At 45.4% G+C, this 20,506-nt stretch carries 16 protein-coding genes; 1 reads left to right on the top strand and 15 read right to left on the bottom strand.

Translation table 11 applies throughout. From position 1 onward, the window contains the following. Nucleotides 1-60: 60 nt before the first annotated feature. Nucleotides 61-225 (bottom strand): hypothetical protein, encoded by a 165-nt coding sequence (locus AB4Z17_RS10200; protein ID WP_162839330.1) that lies wholly within the window; start codon nt 223-225, stop codon nt 61-63. 141 nt (nt 226-366) lie between these two features. Here AB4Z17_RS10200 and AB4Z17_RS10195 point away from each other — a divergent pair, with 141 nt between their 5' ends. After that, the gene (locus AB4Z17_RS10195; protein WP_441959633.1) at nt 367-879 is read left to right on the top strand and encodes a 2'-5' RNA ligase family protein; all 513 of its coding nucleotides are present in this window, start codon (nt 367-369) and stop codon (nt 877-879) included. 67 nt (nt 880-946) lie between these two features. On the opposite strand, the gene AB4Z17_RS10190 is transcribed toward AB4Z17_RS10195, so the two are convergent. The 14 genes from AB4Z17_RS10190 to AB4Z17_RS10125 all read right to left on the bottom strand — a co-directional run bounded on the left by AB4Z17_RS10190 (nt 947) and on the right by AB4Z17_RS10125 (nt 20,432). Then, the gene (locus AB4Z17_RS10190; RefSeq protein WP_441909641.1) at nt 947-2,452 is read right to left on the bottom strand and encodes an ABC transporter substrate-binding protein; all 1,506 of its coding nucleotides are present in this window, start codon (nt 2,450-2,452) and stop codon (nt 947-949) included. 6 nt (nt 2,453-2,458) lie between these two features. Beyond that, the gene (locus tag AB4Z17_RS10185; RefSeq protein ID WP_441909960.1) at nt 2,459-3,349 is read right to left on the bottom strand and encodes an ABC transporter ATP-binding protein; all 891 of its coding nucleotides are present in this window, start codon (nt 3,347-3,349) and stop codon (nt 2,459-2,461) included. Between the two features lie 8 nt (nt 3,350-3,357). Next, a complete protein-coding gene (locus tag AB4Z17_RS10180; RefSeq protein WP_441959631.1) occupies nt 3,358-6,276 on the bottom strand; it encodes an ABC transporter permease in 2,919 nt (972 codons plus the stop codon). Nucleotides 6,277-6,279: 3 nt separating this feature from the next. Beyond that, the gene (locus tag AB4Z17_RS10175; RefSeq protein ID WP_441959634.1) at nt 6,280-7,341 is read right to left on the bottom strand and encodes an efflux RND transporter periplasmic adaptor subunit; all 1,062 of its coding nucleotides are present in this window, start codon (nt 7,339-7,341) and stop codon (nt 6,280-6,282) included. Continuing rightward, complete coding sequence (locus tag AB4Z17_RS10170; RefSeq protein ID WP_076268190.1) at nt 7,313-8,044, bottom strand: ABC transporter ATP-binding protein; 732 nt, start codon at nt 8,042-8,044, stop codon at nt 7,313-7,315. Before AB4Z17_RS10170 ends, AB4Z17_RS10175 begins: the two co-directional genes overlap by 29 nt. 177 nt (nt 8,045-8,221) lie before the next feature. Further along, the gene (locus AB4Z17_RS10165; RefSeq protein WP_441959629.1) at nt 8,222-9,949 is read right to left on the bottom strand and encodes a methyl-accepting chemotaxis protein; all 1,728 of its coding nucleotides are present in this window, start codon (nt 9,947-9,949) and stop codon (nt 8,222-8,224) included. A 177-nt stretch (nt 9,950-10,126) separates the two neighbouring features. Beyond that, nucleotides 10,127-10,774: an orotate phosphoribosyltransferase gene (gene pyrE, locus AB4Z17_RS10160; RefSeq protein WP_076268188.1), complete on the bottom strand. Its 648-nt coding sequence runs from the start codon at nt 10,772-10,774 to the stop codon at nt 10,127-10,129. After that, nucleotides 10,767-11,504, bottom strand: a complete 738-nt coding sequence (gene pyrF, locus AB4Z17_RS10155; RefSeq protein WP_441909646.1) for an orotidine-5'-phosphate decarboxylase — start codon at nt 11,502-11,504, stop codon at nt 10,767-10,769. Before pyrF ends, pyrE begins: the two co-directional genes overlap by 8 nt. A gap of 137 nt (nt 11,505-11,641) precedes the next feature. Further along, entirely contained in the window at nt 11,642-14,866 is a 3,225-nt protein-coding gene (gene carB / locus AB4Z17_RS10150; protein ID WP_441909647.1) for a carbamoyl-phosphate synthase large subunit, read from the bottom strand. Then, nucleotides 14,853-15,998: a glutamine-hydrolyzing carbamoyl-phosphate synthase small subunit gene (gene carA / locus AB4Z17_RS10145; protein WP_339208742.1), complete on the bottom strand. Its 1,146-nt coding sequence runs from the start codon at nt 15,996-15,998 to the stop codon at nt 14,853-14,855. Before carA ends, carB begins: the two co-directional genes overlap by 14 nt. A gap of 60 nt (nt 15,999-16,058) precedes the next feature. Further along, entirely contained in the window at nt 16,059-17,345 is a 1,287-nt protein-coding gene (locus tag AB4Z17_RS10140; RefSeq protein WP_441959627.1) for a dihydroorotase, read from the bottom strand. 40 nt (nt 17,346-17,385) lie between these two features. Then, complete coding sequence (locus AB4Z17_RS10135) at nt 17,386-18,285, bottom strand: aspartate carbamoyltransferase catalytic subunit (RefSeq protein ID WP_076268183.1); 900 nt, start codon at nt 18,283-18,285, stop codon at nt 17,386-17,388. Continuing rightward, nucleotides 18,282-18,857 (bottom strand): bifunctional pyr operon transcriptional regulator/uracil phosphoribosyltransferase PyrR, encoded by a 576-nt coding sequence (gene pyrR / locus AB4Z17_RS10130; protein ID WP_441959625.1) that lies wholly within the window; start codon nt 18,855-18,857, stop codon nt 18,282-18,284. The genes AB4Z17_RS10135 and pyrR overlap by 4 nt, the downstream gene beginning before the upstream one ends. A gap of 339 nt (nt 18,858-19,196) precedes the next feature. Beyond that, complete coding sequence (locus AB4Z17_RS10125) at nt 19,197-20,432, bottom strand: LL-diaminopimelate aminotransferase (RefSeq protein WP_339208739.1); 1,236 nt, start codon at nt 20,430-20,432, stop codon at nt 19,197-19,199. Nucleotides 20,433-20,506: the final 74 nt, after the last annotated feature.

Genomic DNA, 20,506 nt, shown 5'->3' with positions numbered 1-20,506 from the left:
ATACTATATAGGTGTGTTTTAAGTCAAGCAAAATATTCTAATTTATTTTCTTTTTATTTTTTATGGTATAAACCTCACGCCGTATCGCCCTTTTCGGGATCGAAATACCTCTACCTCATGCGGAGTTTCATAGCCATACATCCAACCGTCATTCTCCATTCTCCTAACCAAACAACCCGCTTGAAATTTGGTTTCATATAGGCGAACCCAATATACCCATCTCATGTCATCCCTCCACTATCTTATTGGAGAAGCTGATGCTTATCACTCCAATAAAGGCTGTATACATTAGAATACCCCAAAATTGGGATCATACATGCAAATGGGGTATACTCAAAATAGGTCATTTCGAAGGAGCTGAAGACCATGTTATATGGAATTGTTGTTTTCCCCGAAAAGCATGTACAGGACTTCGCTAATAGCTGGCGAAGACGCCATGATCCGCATTACACAGCTGTACCTGCTCATTTGACAGTACGATACGCAGAAGATTGGTCAGACGATGAATTGCAGCTTGCAGTCGCTCATTTAGAGCAAACAACATCTAAGCTGCCTGCTTTCTCTATCCATTTGAACCGTGTATCTACTTTTTTCCCTGTAAGTCATGTGCTCTATTTAGCGCTTGAAGACACCGTTTCCATGCAGAAGCTCCAGGAGAACATATGCAGCGGTCCGCTGGCCATTGTCGAGCCCAAATATGTTTACACGCCACATGTCACGATAGGGCAAGAAATCTCAGCTGATGAGCTGCATGATTTATTCGGAAATCTGCGCATGCAGTCCATTGATCTTACTTCGAGAATTGATCGCATACATCTGATGTATCAGACCGAGAACGGCTCTTGGACCGCTTACCAGTCCTTTCTATTACGAGGTTAGACAAATATTAAGGAAAAAGCCCGCAAACGACGCAGAGGTCGATTACGGGCTTCTTTCTTATTTCAAATTATCTAGGCATTGGCATAATTTCGACTCCGCCGCCGTTGCCTTCTCCAGTTGGATTGTTTTTAATTTTCTCCAAAACCGCATTTCCGCGTGTTTCCCACTCAGCTAGCGCCTCACGAGCAGATTTTTTCTTATCGATTACGGCTTGGAACAGTTCATAAGCAGGTTGCTGTGCTTCCCATACGCCTGGTTTCTCACGGAAGATTTTGTCCGTATCTAAAGCTGGCATTGGCTTAAGTGAAGTAAATGCGTCAATATTGTATTGCAAACCGCCGATTGGCGTCAAAAATTCCTTACGTGCAACCATTTCATAAAGACTTCTTGATTTCAGCTTAGCCCATTCCTTGCTATTGGAGAACTTGATGAAATCCCAAGCGTCTTTATCGTTTTGAGCTTTGTTGTTAATACCCATCAACTGGCTCAATGAAATACTGCTGCCCACTTCTGGATCGCTTGGAGAAACGGGAACTGTCACAACGTCCCAATCAACAGCTTCAAAATCTTTAATTTTCGATGCGTTGTCCGAAGCTCTCTTAAGCTCATTGATATAACCATAATCACCGATCGTCATCGCAATTTTGCCTTTGATGAACAAATCACCATAGAATGGGTCATTGCCGCCTTCCGCGTTTTGCTTCTCATACATTTTATTCATAAATTCTTGTGTTGGAATAACTTCTTCTTGATACAGCGATGCAACAGTGCTCCATACATTTTCCCACTGATCGCTATTGACGAGCATTTTCTCGCCTTTGTCATCCCACATTTTTAGCTGCAATGCTTGGCTATAAGACTGCGCATTGCTAAAGCCGTCATTGGACCAGCGATTGAAGGAGAATCCAAATTTACGGTCCACGCCTTCACCTTTTGCCACTTGACGTGCCAAGTTAAGAACTTCAGTCCACTCCATTTTGTTTGTCGGAGGAGTTACACCAGCATCAGTAAACATTTTTTTGTTGTAGTAAAGTGCAGAAGAGTTAAAAGTTGGCGTCAATGCATACAATCCGCCATCGCCAGCAGCTTTAATGCCTTCAATAACAGTTGGAACATAATCCGACAAGTCGAATTTATCTTGTGCTACTAATGGATCCAGCGGTTGCAACAAGTTGTCTTGTGTCATCCGACGAAGCATATTGTAATCCAGAACAACAACATCGACTGGATTTGATCCAGTTAGCATTTCTTTCATTTTTTCATATGGATCTGGCTGCTTCGTTGGCTTTGCAGGATCTTGCTGTTCAAAGCGTTGATCATCATAGTTGATTGCGCCTACGATTTGGAACTCAATGTTAGGATGAGACATTTCATACATATCCGTGTATTGCTGACGGAAGTAAGGCTCATTATCCGAACCGCCATAAAGCACGCCAATGCGTAAAACCCGTTTTTCAGTAGAGCTGTCTGAGCCGCTGCTGCACGCTGCAAGCAGGCCAATAAGCAGGGTAAGTGTTAACGATACTAAAGTAAATTTGCGAATTCGCTTGCCTGACAATCTTTTATTATTCATTTGGTTTTAACCCCCTAGTGATTTAGGCGGAGTAATAATAATCCGCTCGCCGTCAAATTCCATCGTTGCTTTGTCTTTAATATTAAGAGCAGATAAATATTCCTTAGGCACTTGTAAACGTCCAACTCGATCTACCACGACATAGGCTTCATGCACAGACTGCAGTCCGCTGCTTGCAGCTGGAAGCTCTGCCTCACCTCCATCAAGATTAATATTCGGATTGCGTTTAATAAACTCGGTGCTCGTCAAGCCATCGCGAATGGCAACCACTCGGTCTACCTTGCCAGCAAGCGTCAAGTCATGCGTTACAATGACGATGGTAATACCGATCTCGCGATTCAACCTGCGGAAAATACCCATAATCAAATCGGAGGTAGCCGTATCAACCGAACCTGTCGGTTCATCCGCAAGCAGAAGCTTCGGGCGATTCGACAATGAAATCGCAATGGCAACCCTTTGCTGCTCACCGCCTGATAATTGATGGAGCTTGTTATGCATTCGCTCCTTCAAGCCAACCCATTCAAGCAGCTGCTTCGCATATGCGCGATCAACCTTTCCCGAGAGCATCATCGGCATTTCTACATTTTCGAGGGCAGTAAGATAAGGCAGCAGGTTTCTCGCATTATTTTGCCAAATAAATCCTACCGTCTCCCTCTTGTATTTCACTAGATCCTCTTCGGAAATCTTCAGAAGATCCCAAGGACCTACATGCACCTGGCCGGCTGAAGGGCGGTCAAGACCGCCCAGCGTATTCAGAAGCGTCGATTTCCCGCTGCCGCTGTTGCCGATGATAGCCATTAGCTCGCCTTCGTTTACTTTTAGGTTCAAGCCTTGCAGGGCAACGACCTCTAGATCGTCTGTCTTGTAAATTTTCACTAGACCTTCGCAATCGATCATCGCTGTTGTCATCGTTCTTCTCCCATCTTGACCGCTTGATGCACTCTAAGCCTGCGTATGTGCAGGAAGAGAAGCAATGCGCCGGTCAGCATCATAAATCCGACAACTATGAACAATTGGTTCGTATCGCTAGACTCGAATATGACTCGGAAAGGCGGTACTGTTTCTGCAACGTTTTCTGTCGTTTGCAAGAATGGAAGGAAGAGCAAGCTCACACCTTTACCAATTAACACGCCAAGTCCTATCGCAAGTCCTGCTGTAAATAGCTGCTCCAGAAGCAGCATCCCCGTAAGCTGTCTTCGCGATAATCCCATTGCCCGCAATACCCCGAATTGGACAACACGCCCTGAGAGATTGAAGAACCAGAATAGAACGTAGCCAGCTAGTGTGATGATGACCGAAACAAGGAAACCTAAGCTCAATATTCCGAATACGCCGCCCCTAGTTGGAAGCTTCGATTGAATGATTAGCTCGCTTCTTACATCTTTAATAGCTGCTATCTCCACCCCAGCCTTTTGCAGCGCTTCAACGATCGGAGCTACTTTAGCATCAGGCTTCATCTTCAGCCAAACCTCATAAGGAATAAGCGGAAGCTGGTCATAAATATAATCTAAATTCGTGATAATAAACGGTGATTTATCCGGATATTGGCTAGGCCAATAAGGCAAAATGCCAACGACCATAAAATCCACTTTACCTTCGGCGAATCCAACTGATACGGGATCTCCGATTTTTAATTGATATTTCTCTGCTACTTTCGAAGGAATAAGCGCCGCATGCTCATATTTACCCAAGTTATTTAAATAATAATTCGGATGTACAGGATATAAATCATTGCGGAACCAGCCGACCTTAGCAAAGTCGACATTATCAATACCCATTACGGTTCCTTGACCAATCGATTTGCCTGAAATGACTACGCTGCCCTTCGTCTGTAGTACACGAGCAGCCGCTTCTACGCCTTCAAGGGAACGGAATAGCTCAAATGGCGGTTCACTGAACAACATCTTTGAAGGTATGGTTTGACCGCCACCGCCTCCGCCGCCTGAACCACCGCCGTTGCCTCCTCCACCATTTCCGCCGTTTCCACCGCCGCCATTGCCTCCACTGCCGCCGTTACCACCATTTCCTCCGTTGTTGCCAGGCGTCGTAGTAATTTCCGGAGAGCCTTCCCAAACCGTTTGAATGGTTACGTCTGCTCCGTATTTATACAGCGTACGTTCCGTGGAGTTCAAATCAATCGTTCTAGCTGCCGATGCGTTATAAACACCAAGCCCCAGCGTCAGCACCAATAGAATCATCAATGGGTAATATCCCTTGGATGAACGTGATAGCTGAGTCAGCGTCAAATAAAGCGGAACCGGCAAAAATTTGCGTCCTAGCCATGTAAACACCTTCAATAGCCATGGGAATAATCTTAAGAAAAACAACCCAAATGCAAAGATTGATAAGGCAGGAACAAAAAATAAAAATGGCTGTACGTTTAATTGATCCGTTGTCATGCCTGTTTTGAAAGTCAACATTTGGCGCTCATTGAACATATACCAGCCATAACCAGCAGCGGCAATTAACAAGACATCAAGATACCAACGCTGCCAAACTGGCTTGCGATCAGAACGCGCAAGATCCTGCTTATAACTTACGATTGAAGATCTTGCATAAATAACAGCTGGAATAATGGTCGCCATAAGCGCTAGAAAGACTGCAGCTCCACCCGCAATAATGGCCTCCGTAGAGAAGCCTACCGGTATGGACTTCCGATTAACGAAAGAGAGGAAGCCATTGGCTGATCCGATACTCTTCGCCATGAACCAACCGATAAACGGACCGCTTCCAAGCGCGATACCGCCGAGCAGTAGTCCTTCGAGCAAATAAATCCATATGATTTGCCGTGTGCCGGCACCCCTGCTTCGAAGCACTGCAATGTCGCTTCGCTGCTTATCCAGTGACTGCCTTGCATTCATGGCAATGAAGAAAAACACCATCGCAAGCATTGGAGCAGCTAGCGTAAACAGCAATGTTTGCAGCTGCAGGCTTTGTTTCTTAAACTCTGTAAGCGTAGATGCAAAAGAAATTTCTACTCTTGTGTCCTTAAGACGCTGATACAGCTCAATATTCAAGCGTTCTAGCGTCTTGCTTAACGGTGTTAATTGACTCGTTTTTACTTCTGATAAATCAAATGCGTAGTACCAGCTTGCATTATGCAGCGGTATTTTTTTATTCGCTAACAGCGTCTTTTCGAATGCTGCTTTGCTTATTTGGAACGTGTTCAGCAAGCTTTCCATCCCTTGATACCAGTATGAACTCGTATCAGTAAGCGGTTTGACTGCTCCGACAATTTTCACTCGCAATGTCAGATCCAGTCCACCGTATATCGGATATTCAAAAACATCGCCGATATGTACATCATTTCTATACATTGCTTCCTCGAACATGACTGCTTCGAGTATGTCTCCATCCCCTTCGGTATTTGAAAACCATTTACCTTGGGTCAGCTCTGTATTTTTTTCAAGTTCTGACAAATTCATAATCGTCAGTTGACGGTTGCGTCCTGCGTCTACTTTGCTTGAATCCTCAGGAACGACCTCAGCACCGCGAATGGAATAGCTGTTTACATAAGTACCAAATGGAAATCCAATTTCTTTCGGTATTCCATCTTTAATATACTTTTCAAGCTCCGACAGCGCTGCTAAATCCGTTTTCCCGCCAGCAGGTGATTGATATCTCATGAGAAGCGAGCCCGCAGGTAATCCGGTACTCTTCTGCTGCAGTGATTCGGCTACTACTCTCTTGAGTGCGCCATCTGCATACATAGGGATACTCGTTGCAAATGCAACCGCCAGAGTTAGCCCAGCCAGCGTGCTTAAGGTTAGCCAGCGCGTGTTCCACATTTTGCGGAACAAAAAACGAAACAGCGGAATTCCCATTGGCTATCGACCTACAACTTTCTGCCCCGGTTTCAACCCTTTGAGGATCTCAATATTCGTCGAGGTTTGTTGGCCGACCTCTACGTCAACTTCGCGCTTAACTTCGCCTTCAATGACCTGCACGTACGTACGAGATCCAATAGAACGAAGCGTAGAAGGAGGAATAACAATAGCATTTTCAGTGCGCTTCGTAATGACTTTAATTGAAAGCGGCATTCCGCGGTTCAAGTTTTTAGGCAAATCCTTAAGATCAACGATTAAGAAGTCTTCGGGTTTCTCCGGTTTCTCTACTCCAGAACCACCGCCGCCGCCGTTGTTCTGTTCCTCCGTTTTGTATGGGAGCTGCTTGATCTTGCCTTTAAATTTACCAACGCTCGTAATATCAGCCGTTACTTCCAATCCAACGCCTAGTTTTTCTAGCTCTGACTTAGAAATTTTGGCTGCAGCTGTAATCTTGCTCGTATCGGCTACAATTGCAATTGGAGCATAGGCTTTAATCAAATCGCCCTTCTGCACGTTAAGCGATACAATCGTTCCGGCAAATGGAGCTTTTAATGTCGCTTTCCCGATTTCCTCTTCCATATCGACTAGCTTCTGCTTCTGTTCTTCAAAAGCAATCAGCTTACCTTCGAATTCAATCGGATCCATTTCATCACGCTGGCGAAGCGTGTCTTTCATCTCATTTTCGATTTTCCTAAATGAAAGCCGCTCTTGCCGCAAGCTTTTAACCAGTACATCAACGTCCAGCTGACCAATCACTTGACCTGCTTTTACAGCTGTTCCTACTTTCACATTCAGCTCTTTCAAATTCTTGCCGTCCAATGTGAAAAACATCGTCTCTTCTTCCAAAGAGATAAGCTTGCCGATCAGCGGTATCGACGTTTCTAATGTCGTCGTCGTTACCTCATACTCGGGCTTTTTGGATATTTGTGCAGGGGCAATCTCAGGTATAACCTCTTCTTCATCTTCTGCGGGAAGCAAGGAGCACCCGCTTGAAAGCACCAAAGAAGCACTTAATACAACAACCATTGAACGCTTAAATAAATTTTCCGTCCACCATTTCATAGACAATGTCAGCAACCTCCAAAATCGTAGGATCATGTGTAGTCATACAAATAGAAACTTGTTCAGTGCGAATAATATTTTGGAAAACCGCCATAATTTGAGCCGACATGCCAGTATCAAGCTCTGCCGTCGGTTCATCAGCAAGCAGCAGCATTGGCTTATGGGCGATCGCCTTAGCAATTGCGACCCGTTGCTGCTCACCGCCAGAAAGCTCGAAGGGACGATGATTCATTCGGCGCTCCAAACCAACCAGTTCAAGACATTGCGTAACTCTATCCTTCCATTCCGCTCGCGGTACACCAGCCATCCGAAGAGACAGCTCCACATTCTCACGCGCGGACAATAGCGGCATAAGTGCGAAGGCTTGAAATATAAAGCCCATGTGCTTTCGCCTAACTAAAGTGCGTTGGTCATCGCTCATGCTGTGAAACTTCAAACCGTTAAACAAAATCTCTCCTTTGCTTGGCGTATCGAGCCCGCCCAAGCAATTCAGCAGCGTCGTCTTGCCAGAGCCTGATCTGCCTCTGAGCATGACTAATTGACGCTCCTTAAGCTCCATATTGATGCCCTTCAGTACAGGCAGCGGAGTTCCTCCAACTTGGAAGGTTCGCTCTACATCAATAACTTTAAGCAGATCGCGTCTTTCCTCAGTCGTTTCAACCTGCTCTTCTACCTTCTGTTCTTCTTCCTGCGGAATGGCCATTAGCGCTTCCGATCCCTCCTCAACCAACTTTCATAATTCTCATCTTACATGATAGACGTAGGACATGCTCAAAAAGTTACGTCAAATTCAAACAACTTTTTAAAACCTTTTTCGAACAAAAAAAGCTGCTTTTAGCGAAGGCTTAAACTCCGCATAAAAAACAGCTTTTACATTATCTTACTTCACCTTGAAATGAGAAATAGCAAGGTCCAAATCGCGTACAATTTCCTCTAAATGAACAGCTGCTGAAGAAATGTTATCCATCAAAGCGAGCTGCTCTTCCGTTGCGGCAGCAACATTTTCTGTCTTCTCCAGATTAACGGCAGCTGTAGCAGCCGTTTGCTGCATTGAGGCGCTTACCTGCTCCGAGCTGGCTGACATTTGCTGAGTAATTGCAGAATTTTCATGAATCTGCTCACTCATCTGTGTAATAGAAGCAACGATGACATCCAAGTTCTGGCGAACCTCGCCTACCCGCGCGCTGCCTCGCTCCATTTCTAGAACCGTTTGCGACATGTAAGCAGAAGCTCCTGCGATTTCACTTCTGGTAATGTCTACGAGTTGATGAATCCCGTCAGCGGATGCAAGGGATCCCGCTGCCAGCTTCCGAATCTCTCCTGCAACGACCGCAAAACCTCTGCCGTGTTCGCCTGCACGGGCTGCTTCAATTGATGCGTTCAGCGACAAAATATTCGTTTGATTTGAAAAGCTCGTTATATTCTCGGCAATTGCACCTATCTCTTTGGAACGATGCTCAAGCGTTTCAATTGTATTCGATAGTTTGCCAGTTACTGAAGTTACCTCGCTCATTTGATCAATTAACCGGAGCAGCGCTTCATGACCAAGTTCAGCCTGCTTAGAGGTTGAAGATGATTTATCGGCAATCGAGGCTGTGTTTTCTGCGATTCGTTGAATGCCTATCGTCATCTCTTCGATCGCTCTAGATGTTTCTTCCGCACCTCTTGCTTGTACTTCTGAGCCATTCGCTACTTCCTGAATATTTTGAGCGACATGCTCTGCTGCATCTGCAGATTCCTTAGATGCAGTCGTTAACTGATCAGTTGATTTGGTCACTTCAACTGCATTGCTAGCAATACCGCTAATCAGCTGCTTAGTAGCTTCAATCATATGATCCACCGATTGCGAAATACGGCCAAGCTCATCCTTGCTGTATTTCTGATCCGGAAGAATTGTTAAATCCCCTTCTGCTACTCGCTGTGTCTTAAATACAACACTCTTGATTGTCTTCATTATATGACGCACTGTAAAGTACATAGCAATTAATATAACTAATGTAACCACAATGATGCAGATTAAGAGAGTAAGCTGCGTTTTTCTAAGCTCATTTGTAATATCATTAATTGTGGTTTGTGCATAAATTTTAATATTTTGACCGATTTCATCAATCCCTGTACGGCTTGTTAAGAAGCTATTATCAATCTGTTTATTTTGGAAATTGTTCTTTCCATCCGCTGCTGCTTTTATCGCTGCAGCTGACCAGAAATTAAAATTAGCCTTAAACTCAATTAAAATTTGGTTTATGCTGCGCTCAGAATCCCCTTCTGCTAAGTTCTGAAGGCCCTTCTCATATAAAATGGCTTGCGCTTCTCCTACCCGGTCTTCAACTTGTTTTATATTTTCGGCTAACTCCGCTCGAGCAGCGTCTGCATTTACTTGATCCAAAGTACCGGATTCTACTCTCAAGTAAGCTTGATAGGCCTGATACATATCCCTATCCGCGTTTAATACTAATGTGTCTACTTGATTAGAAGTTTCATAAATACGATCCGTCATGTCATTCAACACGCGCCACTGCTCATTGAGCAAATAAAGCCCTGTAAATGCATAAAACATAAGTGGAACCAAAGACAACAAGACTAGCCTAACACGTAAAGACAATTTCATTAAAACCCCGCCCCTCAATTCATGACTATACTCTATATTTATTTATCGGAGACAAATAGCTATTTAGAAGAGTCCCTTTCAAAAAAAATTAATTTTTAGTGTCGAATTATGAACAATTTTGTCACAAAAAAAAAGCGAGCTCTCATGGAAATGAGCACGCTTTTTTTATTTAAGCAATTATTTTCCAAACGATTGAGGATCTTGTCTCCAAGCTTGCAAAGCAGCTACATCTTCAGGAGCAACTTTTCCAAGCTCTACAGCCGTTTGAATAAGTGCGCTATAGCTAGATAATGTAACAAGAGGCATTTGCTCTGAAGCAAAGGCTTGAATCGCTGAATCGAATTCGTAAGTGAATATAGCAAGCACCGCCAATACTTCTGCGCCTGCTTCTCTAACTGCAAGACCAGCTTTAAGCGAGCTGCCGCCTGTCGATATCAAATCCTCGATCACAACGACCTTTTGACCAGGTAGAACACGGCCCTCGATTTGATTCTGCTTGCCATGACCCTTCGCTTTATCGCGAATATAAGCCATCGGCAGATTAAGCTTCTGTGCTACCCAAGCTGCATGTGGAATGCCGGCAGTTGAAGTGCCCGCTATAACCTCAGCATCAGGATAACGCTCACGAATGATCGTTGCGAAACCTTCTGCAACAAGATCGCGAATCGCTGGGTATGTCATCGTAAGGCGGTTATCACAATAGATTGGTGATTTAATGCCTGATGTCCATGTGAATGGCTCATTAGGGCGAAGTGCTACGGCTTCGATTTCGAGCAGGCTTTTAGCAATTTGATTAGGCAATTCAGATAAAGTAATTTTACTCATAGGAAATCAGCTCCTCAATAATAGATTCTAATGCTGCACGCGGGCTTGGTGCCGCTGTAATCGGGCGACCGATTACCATATAATCCGTTCCTTTGCGAAGCGCCTCACTTGGCGTCATAATGCGTGATTGATCATTAACATCCGCTCCAATGGGACGAATGCCTGGCGTTATGGTTTTGAAAGAGCTGCCGCATAGCGACTTAATAGCCTCAACCTCGGAAGGTGATGCGACAACACCGTCCAAACCCGCTTTTTTGGTAAGCTCCGCATAACGAAGCACTGCCGCTTCTACAGTTCCGCTAATACCGATCTGCTCATTGAGCATGGACTGACTCGTACTTGTCAATTGAGTTACCGCGATAACCGTTGGCTTACGAAGGCTGCTTCCTGTTAATGCAATATCTACGCCTTCAAGCGCAGCCTCCATCATATCACTGCCCCCTGCTGCATGGACGTTAAACATGTCAACTCCCAATTTCGTTACGCTATTAGAGCCGCCTTTGACAGTGTTCGGAATATCATGCATTTTCACATCAAGAAATACGTAGTAACCGCGCTCTTTCAAGCTTTGCACGAAGGAAGGACCGGCAGCGTAAAACAACTGCATGCCCACCTTCATAAAACAGGGAATGCCTTGCAGTTCGGCAATTAAACGTTCAGCCGCTGCTGCATCTGGATAATCAAGGGCTACCATAATCCGTCCAGCTGCTTGCTCTTTAGTCAATTTCATTCGAAATCGCTCCATTTCTCTGTTCATTTGCAAAATAAACGGCCATACGTTTGCTTCTAGCTATCTACCTTGAGACTAACGTCTTGAGGTAGATAACGAAGCAATAAACGCTGGCCGTACTTTTAAGCTCAGTGAGCTTATTTGTTTTGTAGCGCTACTGGCATTGAACGGGAGGAGAAGTTCAACGTTTCGAGCATGACAAGCAATGCACGAACGGTATCAAGCGATGTCATACAAACGACGCCATTCTCAACCGCTTCACGACGAATTCTGAATCCATCACGTTCAGGAGCTTTGCCTTTAGTCAACGTATTGACTACAAATTGCGCTTGCCCTTCACGTACTAGATCAAGAATATTCGGCGAGCCTTCGCTAAGCTTATTAACAGTCGTAACGATAAGGCCGGCTTCTTCAAGTGCTTTCGCCGTTCCGCCTGTAGCAATAATTTTGTAGCCTAGGTTAAAGAATCCGCGAAGCAACTCTGTTGCTTCCTCTTTATCTTTATCCGCAACTGTAGCAATGATAGCGCCTGATGTTGGAATTTTCATACCTGCGCCAATGAGTCCTTTATAAAGAGCTTTCGCATATTGAACGTCGCGGCCCATTACTTCACCTGTTGATTTCATTTCCGGCGTTAGCGTTGGGTCAACCCGGCGCAGCTTCGCGAAGGAGAAGACAGGAACTTTAACAGAAACATATTCATCTTCAGGCCACAAGCCTTCAACATAACCAAGATCAGCAAGCTTCGTACCGAGAATTGCTTTAGTAGCTAAGTTTGCCATCGGAATATTCGTAACTTTGCTTAGGAAAGGTACGGTACGCGATGAACGCGGATTAACTTCTATCACATATACTTTTTCTTGGTGAATAACGAACTGGATGTTAACCAGTCCAATTACGTTCAGTGCTTTAGTAATGCTAATCGTGATGTCAACAATTTGCTGTTTAATGTCTTCCGAAAGTGATTGTGGTGGATATACCGCAATGGAATCGCCTGAGTGAACGCCTGCGCGCTCAACATGCTCCATAATCCCTGGAATAACAACAGTATCGCCATCACAAATCGCGTCTACTTCAGCTTCTTTGCCTAGCATATAACGGTCGATTAGAACCGGGTGCTCAGGGTTAATTTTCACTGCAACTTCCATATAGTTAAGCAGTTCTTCGTCCGAGTACACAATTTCCATTGCGCGTCCGCCAAGTACATAGGAAGGGCGAACAAGTACCGGATAACCAAGACCTTGTGCCGTAACTACCGCTTCATCAACAGAGATAACCGTTTTGCCGTCTGGCTGTGCGATATTCAGGCTGCGAAGCAATGCTTCGAATTTCTTGCGATCCTCTGCTGCATCGATGCTCTCAAGGCTGGAGCCTAGAATGCGTACGCCAGCTTTGGAAAGCGGAGCTGCTAGATTGATTGCCGTTTGACCGCCGAATTGTACGATTACGCCAATCGGATTTTCTTGCTCAATAACATTCATTACATCTTCAAAGAACAATGGCTCAAAGTAGAGTCTGTCCGATGTGCTGAAGTCCGTTGAAACCGTTTCTGGGTTATTGTTGATAATAACCGCTTCATAACCTGCATTTTGAATTGCCCATACCGCATGAACCGTCGAGTAATCGAACTCGATGCCTTGACCGATACGAATTGGTCCAGAGCCAAGGACTAGAACCTTCTGTTTGTCCGTAACGGTTACTTCATTTTCTACTTCATAAGTGGAGTAATAATATGGTGTCGAAGCTTCGAATTCAGCTGCGCATGTATCAACCATTTTGTATACCGGCTTTAAGTTAAGCTGTTCGCGAAGTGCACGCACGTCAGCTTCCGTTGTGTGACTGCCATTCGGGAAACCTTCTTGACGAATTTCAGCAATAGAGCGATCTGAGAAACCTTTGCGTTTAGCTTCATACAACGTTTGTTGATTCAACGTTGATTCGCTGCGCATGCGATCCTCGAATGCTACGATAGACTGAATTTTATCAAGGAACCACCAGTCGATGTTTGTAATGTCTTGGATTTCTTGAAGCTGATAGCCACGGCGGAACGCTTCTGCTACGAGGAACATACGCTCATCATCCGGCTTCTCTAGACGTGCGCGAAGCACTGCATCTTCCAAAGATGAAGCTTCTTTCAAGTGAATGCGGTGAGCGCCAATTTCCAGTGAACGAACCGCTTTATGAATGGATTCCTCAAACGTACGGCCGATAGCCATAACTTCGCCAGTTGCTTTCATTTGCGTACCAAGTTTACGGTTCGCGTTAACGAATTTATCAAACGGCCAGCGTGGAATTTTCGATACGATATAATCAAGTGTTGGCTCGAAGCAAGCATACGTTTGTCCTGTAACAGGGTTTACAAGCTCATCGAGTGTGTAGCCGACAGCGATTTTTGCTGCCATTTTTGCAATTGGGTATCCTGTTGCTTTCGACGCTAGTGCCGATGAACGGCTTACGCGCGGATTTACTTCAATGACATAATATTGATAGCTTTGTGGATCAAGCGCGAACTGTACGTTACAGCCGCCCTCGATGTTCAGCGCACGAATGATTTTTAGGGAAGCTGAACGAAGCATTTGATACTCGCGATCAGACAAGGTTTGGCTTGGCGCTACGACGATGCTATCGCCTGTATGTACGCCAACCGGGTCAAAGTTTTCCATGTTGCAGACAACGATACAGTTATCGTTCGCATCACGCATAACCTCATATTCGACTTCCTTCATGCCTGCAATCGATTTTTCAATCAAGCACTGGCTAATCGGGCTATAACGGATTCCAGAAGCAACCGTTTCGCGCAGTTCTTCTTCATTCGCACAAATACCGCCGCCTGTTCCGCCTAGTGTATAAGCAGGACGAACGATGATTGGGTAACCGATCGTGTTAGCGAAGTTAACTGCATCTTCTACTGTAGTCACGATGTCGCTGTCTGGTACTGGCTGTTCCAGCTCACGCATAAGGTCACGGAATAAGTCGCGATCCTCTGCTTTCTCAATAGCTGTCAGCTGTGTTCCAAGCAATTTTACATTCTCGCGTTCAAGAACGCCTGCGCGTGCAAGCTCAACCGCCATATTTAGGCCTGTCTGGCCGCCAAGCGTCGGAAGAAGTCCATCTGGACGTTCTTGACGAATGATTTGTGATACAAAATCTAAAGTAATTGGCTCGATGTATACTTTGTCAGCCATGTTCGTGTCTGTCATGATTGTTGCTGGGTTACTGTTTATAAGAACAACCTCATAGCCCTCTTCTTTGAGCGCTTGGCAGGCTTGAGTACCGGCATAGTCGAATTCCGCCGCTTGTCCGATGACAATTGGACCGGAACCGATCACGAGAATTTTTTTGAGTTCATTATTTTTGGGCATACTGAAGCTCTCCTTTCAACGTCTCCGACAACACAGCTTGACGAGGTTTTTGTGGGTTATTTTTCTTGTGCGTACGGATCATTTCTAGGAACTCATCAAACAAATAGCTGGAATCATACGGTCCTGGCGCAGCTTCTGGGTGATATTGAACCGAGAAAGCTGGGAATGTATTGTGTTTAAGTCCTTCGATCGTGCGGTCATTGTTATTGATATGTGTTACTACAAGCGGCGTGTTCGCTACTGATTCTTCAAGCACCGTGTAGCCATGGTTTTGTGAAGTAATGTAGCAGCGGTTAGTTGCCAATTCTTTAACCGGGTGGTTTCCGCCGCGATGTCCGAATTTAAGCTTCGTTGTTTCTGCTCCGCAAGCTAATGCGAACAGCTGGTGGCCTAAGCAAATTCCGAAGATCGGGTATTCGCCGAGCAGCTCAGAAATCATTTTTACAGCATAAGGTGCATCCTGCGGATCCCCAGGGCCATTGGACAATTGAATGCCGTCTGGAGCTAGGCGACGAATTTGGTCTGCTGTTGTATCGTGTGGAACAACGACTACATCGCAGCCGCGCTTAGTAAGCTCGCGCAAAATACCGCTTTTTGCACCGAAGTCAACAAGTACGATACGCTCGCCTTGACCCGGGCTTGAGAATACATGAGATGTAGAAGTGCGTGCAACTTGATCCGTCATTAGCTTCGAAATGTTCAGACGTTCAGCAAGTTCTTCTACACGCTCGTTGCCTGTTGTAATTAGGCCCTTCATTGTACCGTAGTTACGAAGCTTGCGAGTAAGCATACGTGTATCGATGTCGCTGATGCCCGGAATGCCGTACTCTTTAAGAAGTTGTCCTAGTGAATATTGAGCGCGCCAGTTGCTTGGCACTTCTTCGTGGCGACGAACAACAAAGCCGTGAATAAATGGGCGCATCGACTCAAAATCATCACGTGTAATGCCGTAGTTGCCGATTAGCGGATAGGTCATCGTTACGATTTGTCCGCAGTAGGACGGATCGGATAAAACTTCTTGATAACCAGTAATTCCAGTATTAAATACAACCTCGCCCATCATTTGTGCTTCTGCACCGAACGAAAGTCCTGTGAACAATGTACCGTCTTCCAATAATAATCTTGCTTGCATCCGTATCACTCCTCAGGTGTTGATTGTCCCCATATATTGGCTTTAGTTAGTAAAAGTTATTTATTCTGACCAAACAACTGCGCCGTCAACGATCGTTGTCACAGGCCAGYCGCTAAGCTTCCAGCCGCCGAATGGCGTGTTGTTGCTTTTGGATGCGAATGTGCTCGGATCAACCGAACGCACATTATCCAAATCAACGATTGTAATATCAGCGGGAGCGCCTAGCTCTAAACGCCCCGTTGGAAGCCGGAAAACACGTGCCGGATCCGCAGTCATGCGCTGAAGCAGGAAGCCAAGCGTCCACTTGCCGGTTTGAACAAATTTTGTGTACAAGAGCGGGAAAGCTGTCTCGAAGCCAACGATGCCAAAAGGTGCAAGTTGAACGCCGCGAGCTTTCTCTTCCGCGCTATGCGGTGCATGATCCGTAACGACCATATCGATCGTTCCGTCTTCAATCGCTTCGATAACCGCTTGAACGTCACGCGGCGTTCGAAGCGGAGGATTCATTTTCCAATTCGCATCATCAAGGCCCGGAATATCCTCATCAGACAGCAGCAAGTGATGCGGGCAAACCTCAGCAGTAACGCGAACTCCGATTTGCTTAGCTAGGCGAATTAACCGTACCGATTGCTCAGTGCTAACATGGCATACATGATAATGAACGCCCGTCGCTTCCGCCAATAGTACGTCTCTGCCTACATGAATCGCTTCGGATTCATTTGGGATAGCTTTCAAGCCATGCTTGCGGGAAAACTCGCCTTCCGATGCCCAAGCGCCTTCAACCAATGAATCATCTTCGCAGTGAGCGATGATCGGCATATCCATGGAATGAGCAAGCGCCATCGCGTTTTTCATCATTTGCGCGTTCTGGACACCTACACCGTCATCCGTAAAGCCAATTGCACCCGCTTCTTTTAATGAAGCAAAATCCGTCAATTCGCGGCCAAGCTCGTTTTTAGTGATGGATGCGTATGGCAATACTTTGACAACGCCGACTTGAGCCGCCTTGTTCGTAATGTAGCGTACCGTTTCAGCAGTATCCGTTACAGGACGAGTGTTGGGCATACATGCAATCGTTGTGAATCCGCCTTTTGCCGCAGAGCGTGTGCCTGTTGCGATATCTTCTTTATATTCAAAGCCCGGATCGCGCAAATGAACGTGCATATCGATAAAGCCTGGCGATACCAGCTTGCCCTTTGCATCAACGACTTCTGCGCTTCCTGTATCTACTGATTCGGAACCGTCTATAATAGCTTCGATCTTGTTATTTTCAATCCGAATATGCTTACTTTCTAAGCTGCCCGAAGTTTCATTCCATACGTTACCGTTTATAATCCATAATGACATTGTTGTTTCACCCTCCGGATTTAGATCTATGTTGCTAAAGTTAGCTGAGCGCACGCTCTACTACCGCCATGCGGATAGGAACCCCGTTTTCCATTTGCGGGAAAATACGAGATTGTGGATGCTCAACCAGTTCATCGTCTATTTCTACGTTGCGGTTGATTGGAGCAGGATGCATAATGATCGCGTGATTAGCCAGCTTGCTGGCTCTCTCTACCGTCAAGCCGTAATGCTCGCGGTAACTTTCAGCAGAGTTCAGCATTCCGCTTTCATGGCGTTCCAACTGGACGCGCAGCATCATGACAACATCTGATTTTAATGCTTCATCTATAGAGACATAAGAGACGTCAAGTTCAGAGGCTTGCATATTGGGCGGTGAGCAAAAGTTCACATTAACTCCGAATTTTTGCAAAGCCCATAGATTCGATCTTGCAACGCGGCTATGCAGCACATCTCCAACAATCGAGACCGTCAAGCCTTTGAGTTGTCCAAAATGCTTGCGCATCGTGTACATATCCAGCAGCGCTTGTGTCGGGTGCTCGTTATTGCCATCACCGGCATTGATAAGCGGCACCTTGATCTTCGTTGCCAGTTCTGCAAGAACGCCGATCGGCTTTAAGCGAATGATGCCAACGTCAATTCCCATTGATTCAAGTGTGCGTACAGTATCGTAGATTGACTCGCCCTTTTGTACACTTGAAACCGCAGCGGAGAAATTCAGCACTTCTGTACCTAGTCGTTTCTCTGCTACTTCGAATGAAAAGCGAGTACGCGTGCTGTTCTCGAAAAACATATTGGCTGCAAATCTGCCTTGCATCGTCGTGTGCACTTTGTTTGAATGATTCTCCCAATAAGCAGCACGATCTAGTATCGATTCAATCTCTTCTTGGCTTAAATCTTTTAATCCGAGCAAACTCCGTTGTTTAAGCTGTGTAATGGTCATCCGGCTTGCCCCCTCTGATTAATAATGGTCACTTGGTCGATTTGATCGATTTCGGTAAGAGCCACATCGATTTGCTCTTGCTTAGAGCTTGGGACGTTCTTGCCTACAAAATCTGGTCGAATCGGCAGTTCGCGATGTCCTCTGTCTACAAGAACGGCGAGTTGAATGCTTTGCGGCCTTCCGCAATCCATAAGCGCGTCCATTGCAGCGCGAATCGTGCGGCCCGTGTACAATACGTCATCGAACAAAATAATGCGCTTGTCTTGAACCGTAAAGGGTATGCCGTCGGTATCGCCAATTGCTGCTGCTATTTCCATGTCTGCAGATATGATTGCTTTGCGATCATCACGGTATTGAGTAATATCAAGCTCGCTCACAGGAACAGGCTTTCCTTCAATTTCACCGATGCGCTCTKCAATGCGCCGAGCAAGGTAGATCCCTCTTGTGCGAATGCCTACAATCACACAGTTGTCGATTCCCTTGTTCTTCTCCACAATTTCATGAGCAATTCGCGTTAATGCGCGGCGAATCGCCGTTTCATCCATGATGACTAAATGCTCTTCTTCCGTCATTTCCGCTGACTCCTTCCATAACCGTCCAAAACTGCCAGGTTGCGACAAAAAGCTCCTTGCGAATTTCGCAAGGAGCTTGTGATAAGGCTTAAAGAGATAGGTGCAAGCAAGCAGAGCTCTCGTCACAGAAAGCAGTGCATAAAGCTGTCCTATTCCTCTCTTCTATAGACCTGTTATTCACGCTACCTTGCCAGCCTCTCTGGACTGAGTTAAAGGTACTGATGTATATCATAGGAATTATCCCACGTTCGACAAAAGATGTCAAGTAAAAACGATTATTTCCGCTTCAACTTAGTGTGGACCAATCCTGATAAACTATGCAAGGATAGCGATTATTTGTTACAGGCTTAATTTACGAATTCTTTCAACTGCTTTTTGAGTATTCTCAAGGCTTCCGAATGCTGTAAGGCGGAAATAGCCTTGACCGCTTTGGCCGAAGCCTACACCTGGCGTTCCAACGATGTTTGCTTCTGTAAGAAGCTTATCGAAGAATGACCATGAATCCATGCCGTTCGGTGTTTTCAGCCAAATATAAGGAGCGTTTACTCCGCCAAATACCTCAAGACCGATGGACGCAAGGCCGTCACGGATAATTGCTGCATTTTTCATGTAATAGTCAACCAATGATTTGATTTGCGCTTTGCCCTCTTCTGAATAGATAGCAGCTGCTCCACGTTGTGTAACGTATGATACGCCGTTAAACTTTGTCGTATGGCGGCGATTCCACAAATCATTGATCAACACTTCATTGCCTGAAGCGTCAAGACCTTTCAGCTCACGCGGCACAACTGTGTAGGCACAGCGAACACCAGTAAAACCTGCTGTTTTGGAGAAGCTGCGGAATTCGATGGCTACTTCACGCGCGCCTTCGATTTCGTAAATGCTGTGCGGAACATCTTCTTCCTGAATAAATGCTTCGTATGCGGAGTCATAAAGAATGATGCAGTTGTTTGCTTTCGCATAGTCAACCCATACTTTAAGCTCTTCTTTCGTAAGCGTCATGCCAGTTGGATTGTTCGGATAGCACAAGTAAATAATGTCTACTTTACGATCAGGAAGGCTAGGCTTGAAATCATTTTCAGCTGTACACTCCAAATACGCAATGTTCTCATAGCGCTTTGTATCTTGATTGTATTTGCCTGAGCGGCCAGCCATGACGTTCGTATCGACGTAGACTGGATAAACCGGATCTTGTACTGCAACGATACTGTTCTCGCTGAAAATTTCTTGTATATTGCCGACATCGCATTTGGAACCATCACTTACAAACACTTCATTTGTTGCAATGTCAATGCCGCGTGCTTTATAGTCATTTTCGATAATTGCATTTATTAGAAAATCGTAGCCCTGCTCAGGTCCGTATCCACGGAATGAACCTGGAGCTGCAAGCTCGTCCACTGCACTGTGCATAGCATTCAGAACCGAATCCGGCAAACCCCGCGTAACATCACCAATTCCTAAGCTGATGATTTCAGCATTTGGATTTTCTTGAATGAATTTAGTACGGCGTTTTGCAATTTCAGAAAACAAGTAGCTGCCTTGCAGCTCCAAGTAATTTTGGTTAATGGAAGTCATTTCACGTCACCTATCCTTATATTCATTTACTTCAGTTGTTATTGATTAGAATAACGTACTTATGTGCTTGAAAT

It is taken from the genome of Paenibacillus sp. TAF43_2 (genome assembly GCF_052113545.1).
Taxonomy (GTDB): Bacteria; Bacillota; Bacilli; order Paenibacillales; family Paenibacillaceae; genus Pristimantibacillus.
The sequence above is the reverse complement of the archived record's forward strand: the minus strand, read 5'-3'. Positions and strand labels throughout refer to the sequence as shown.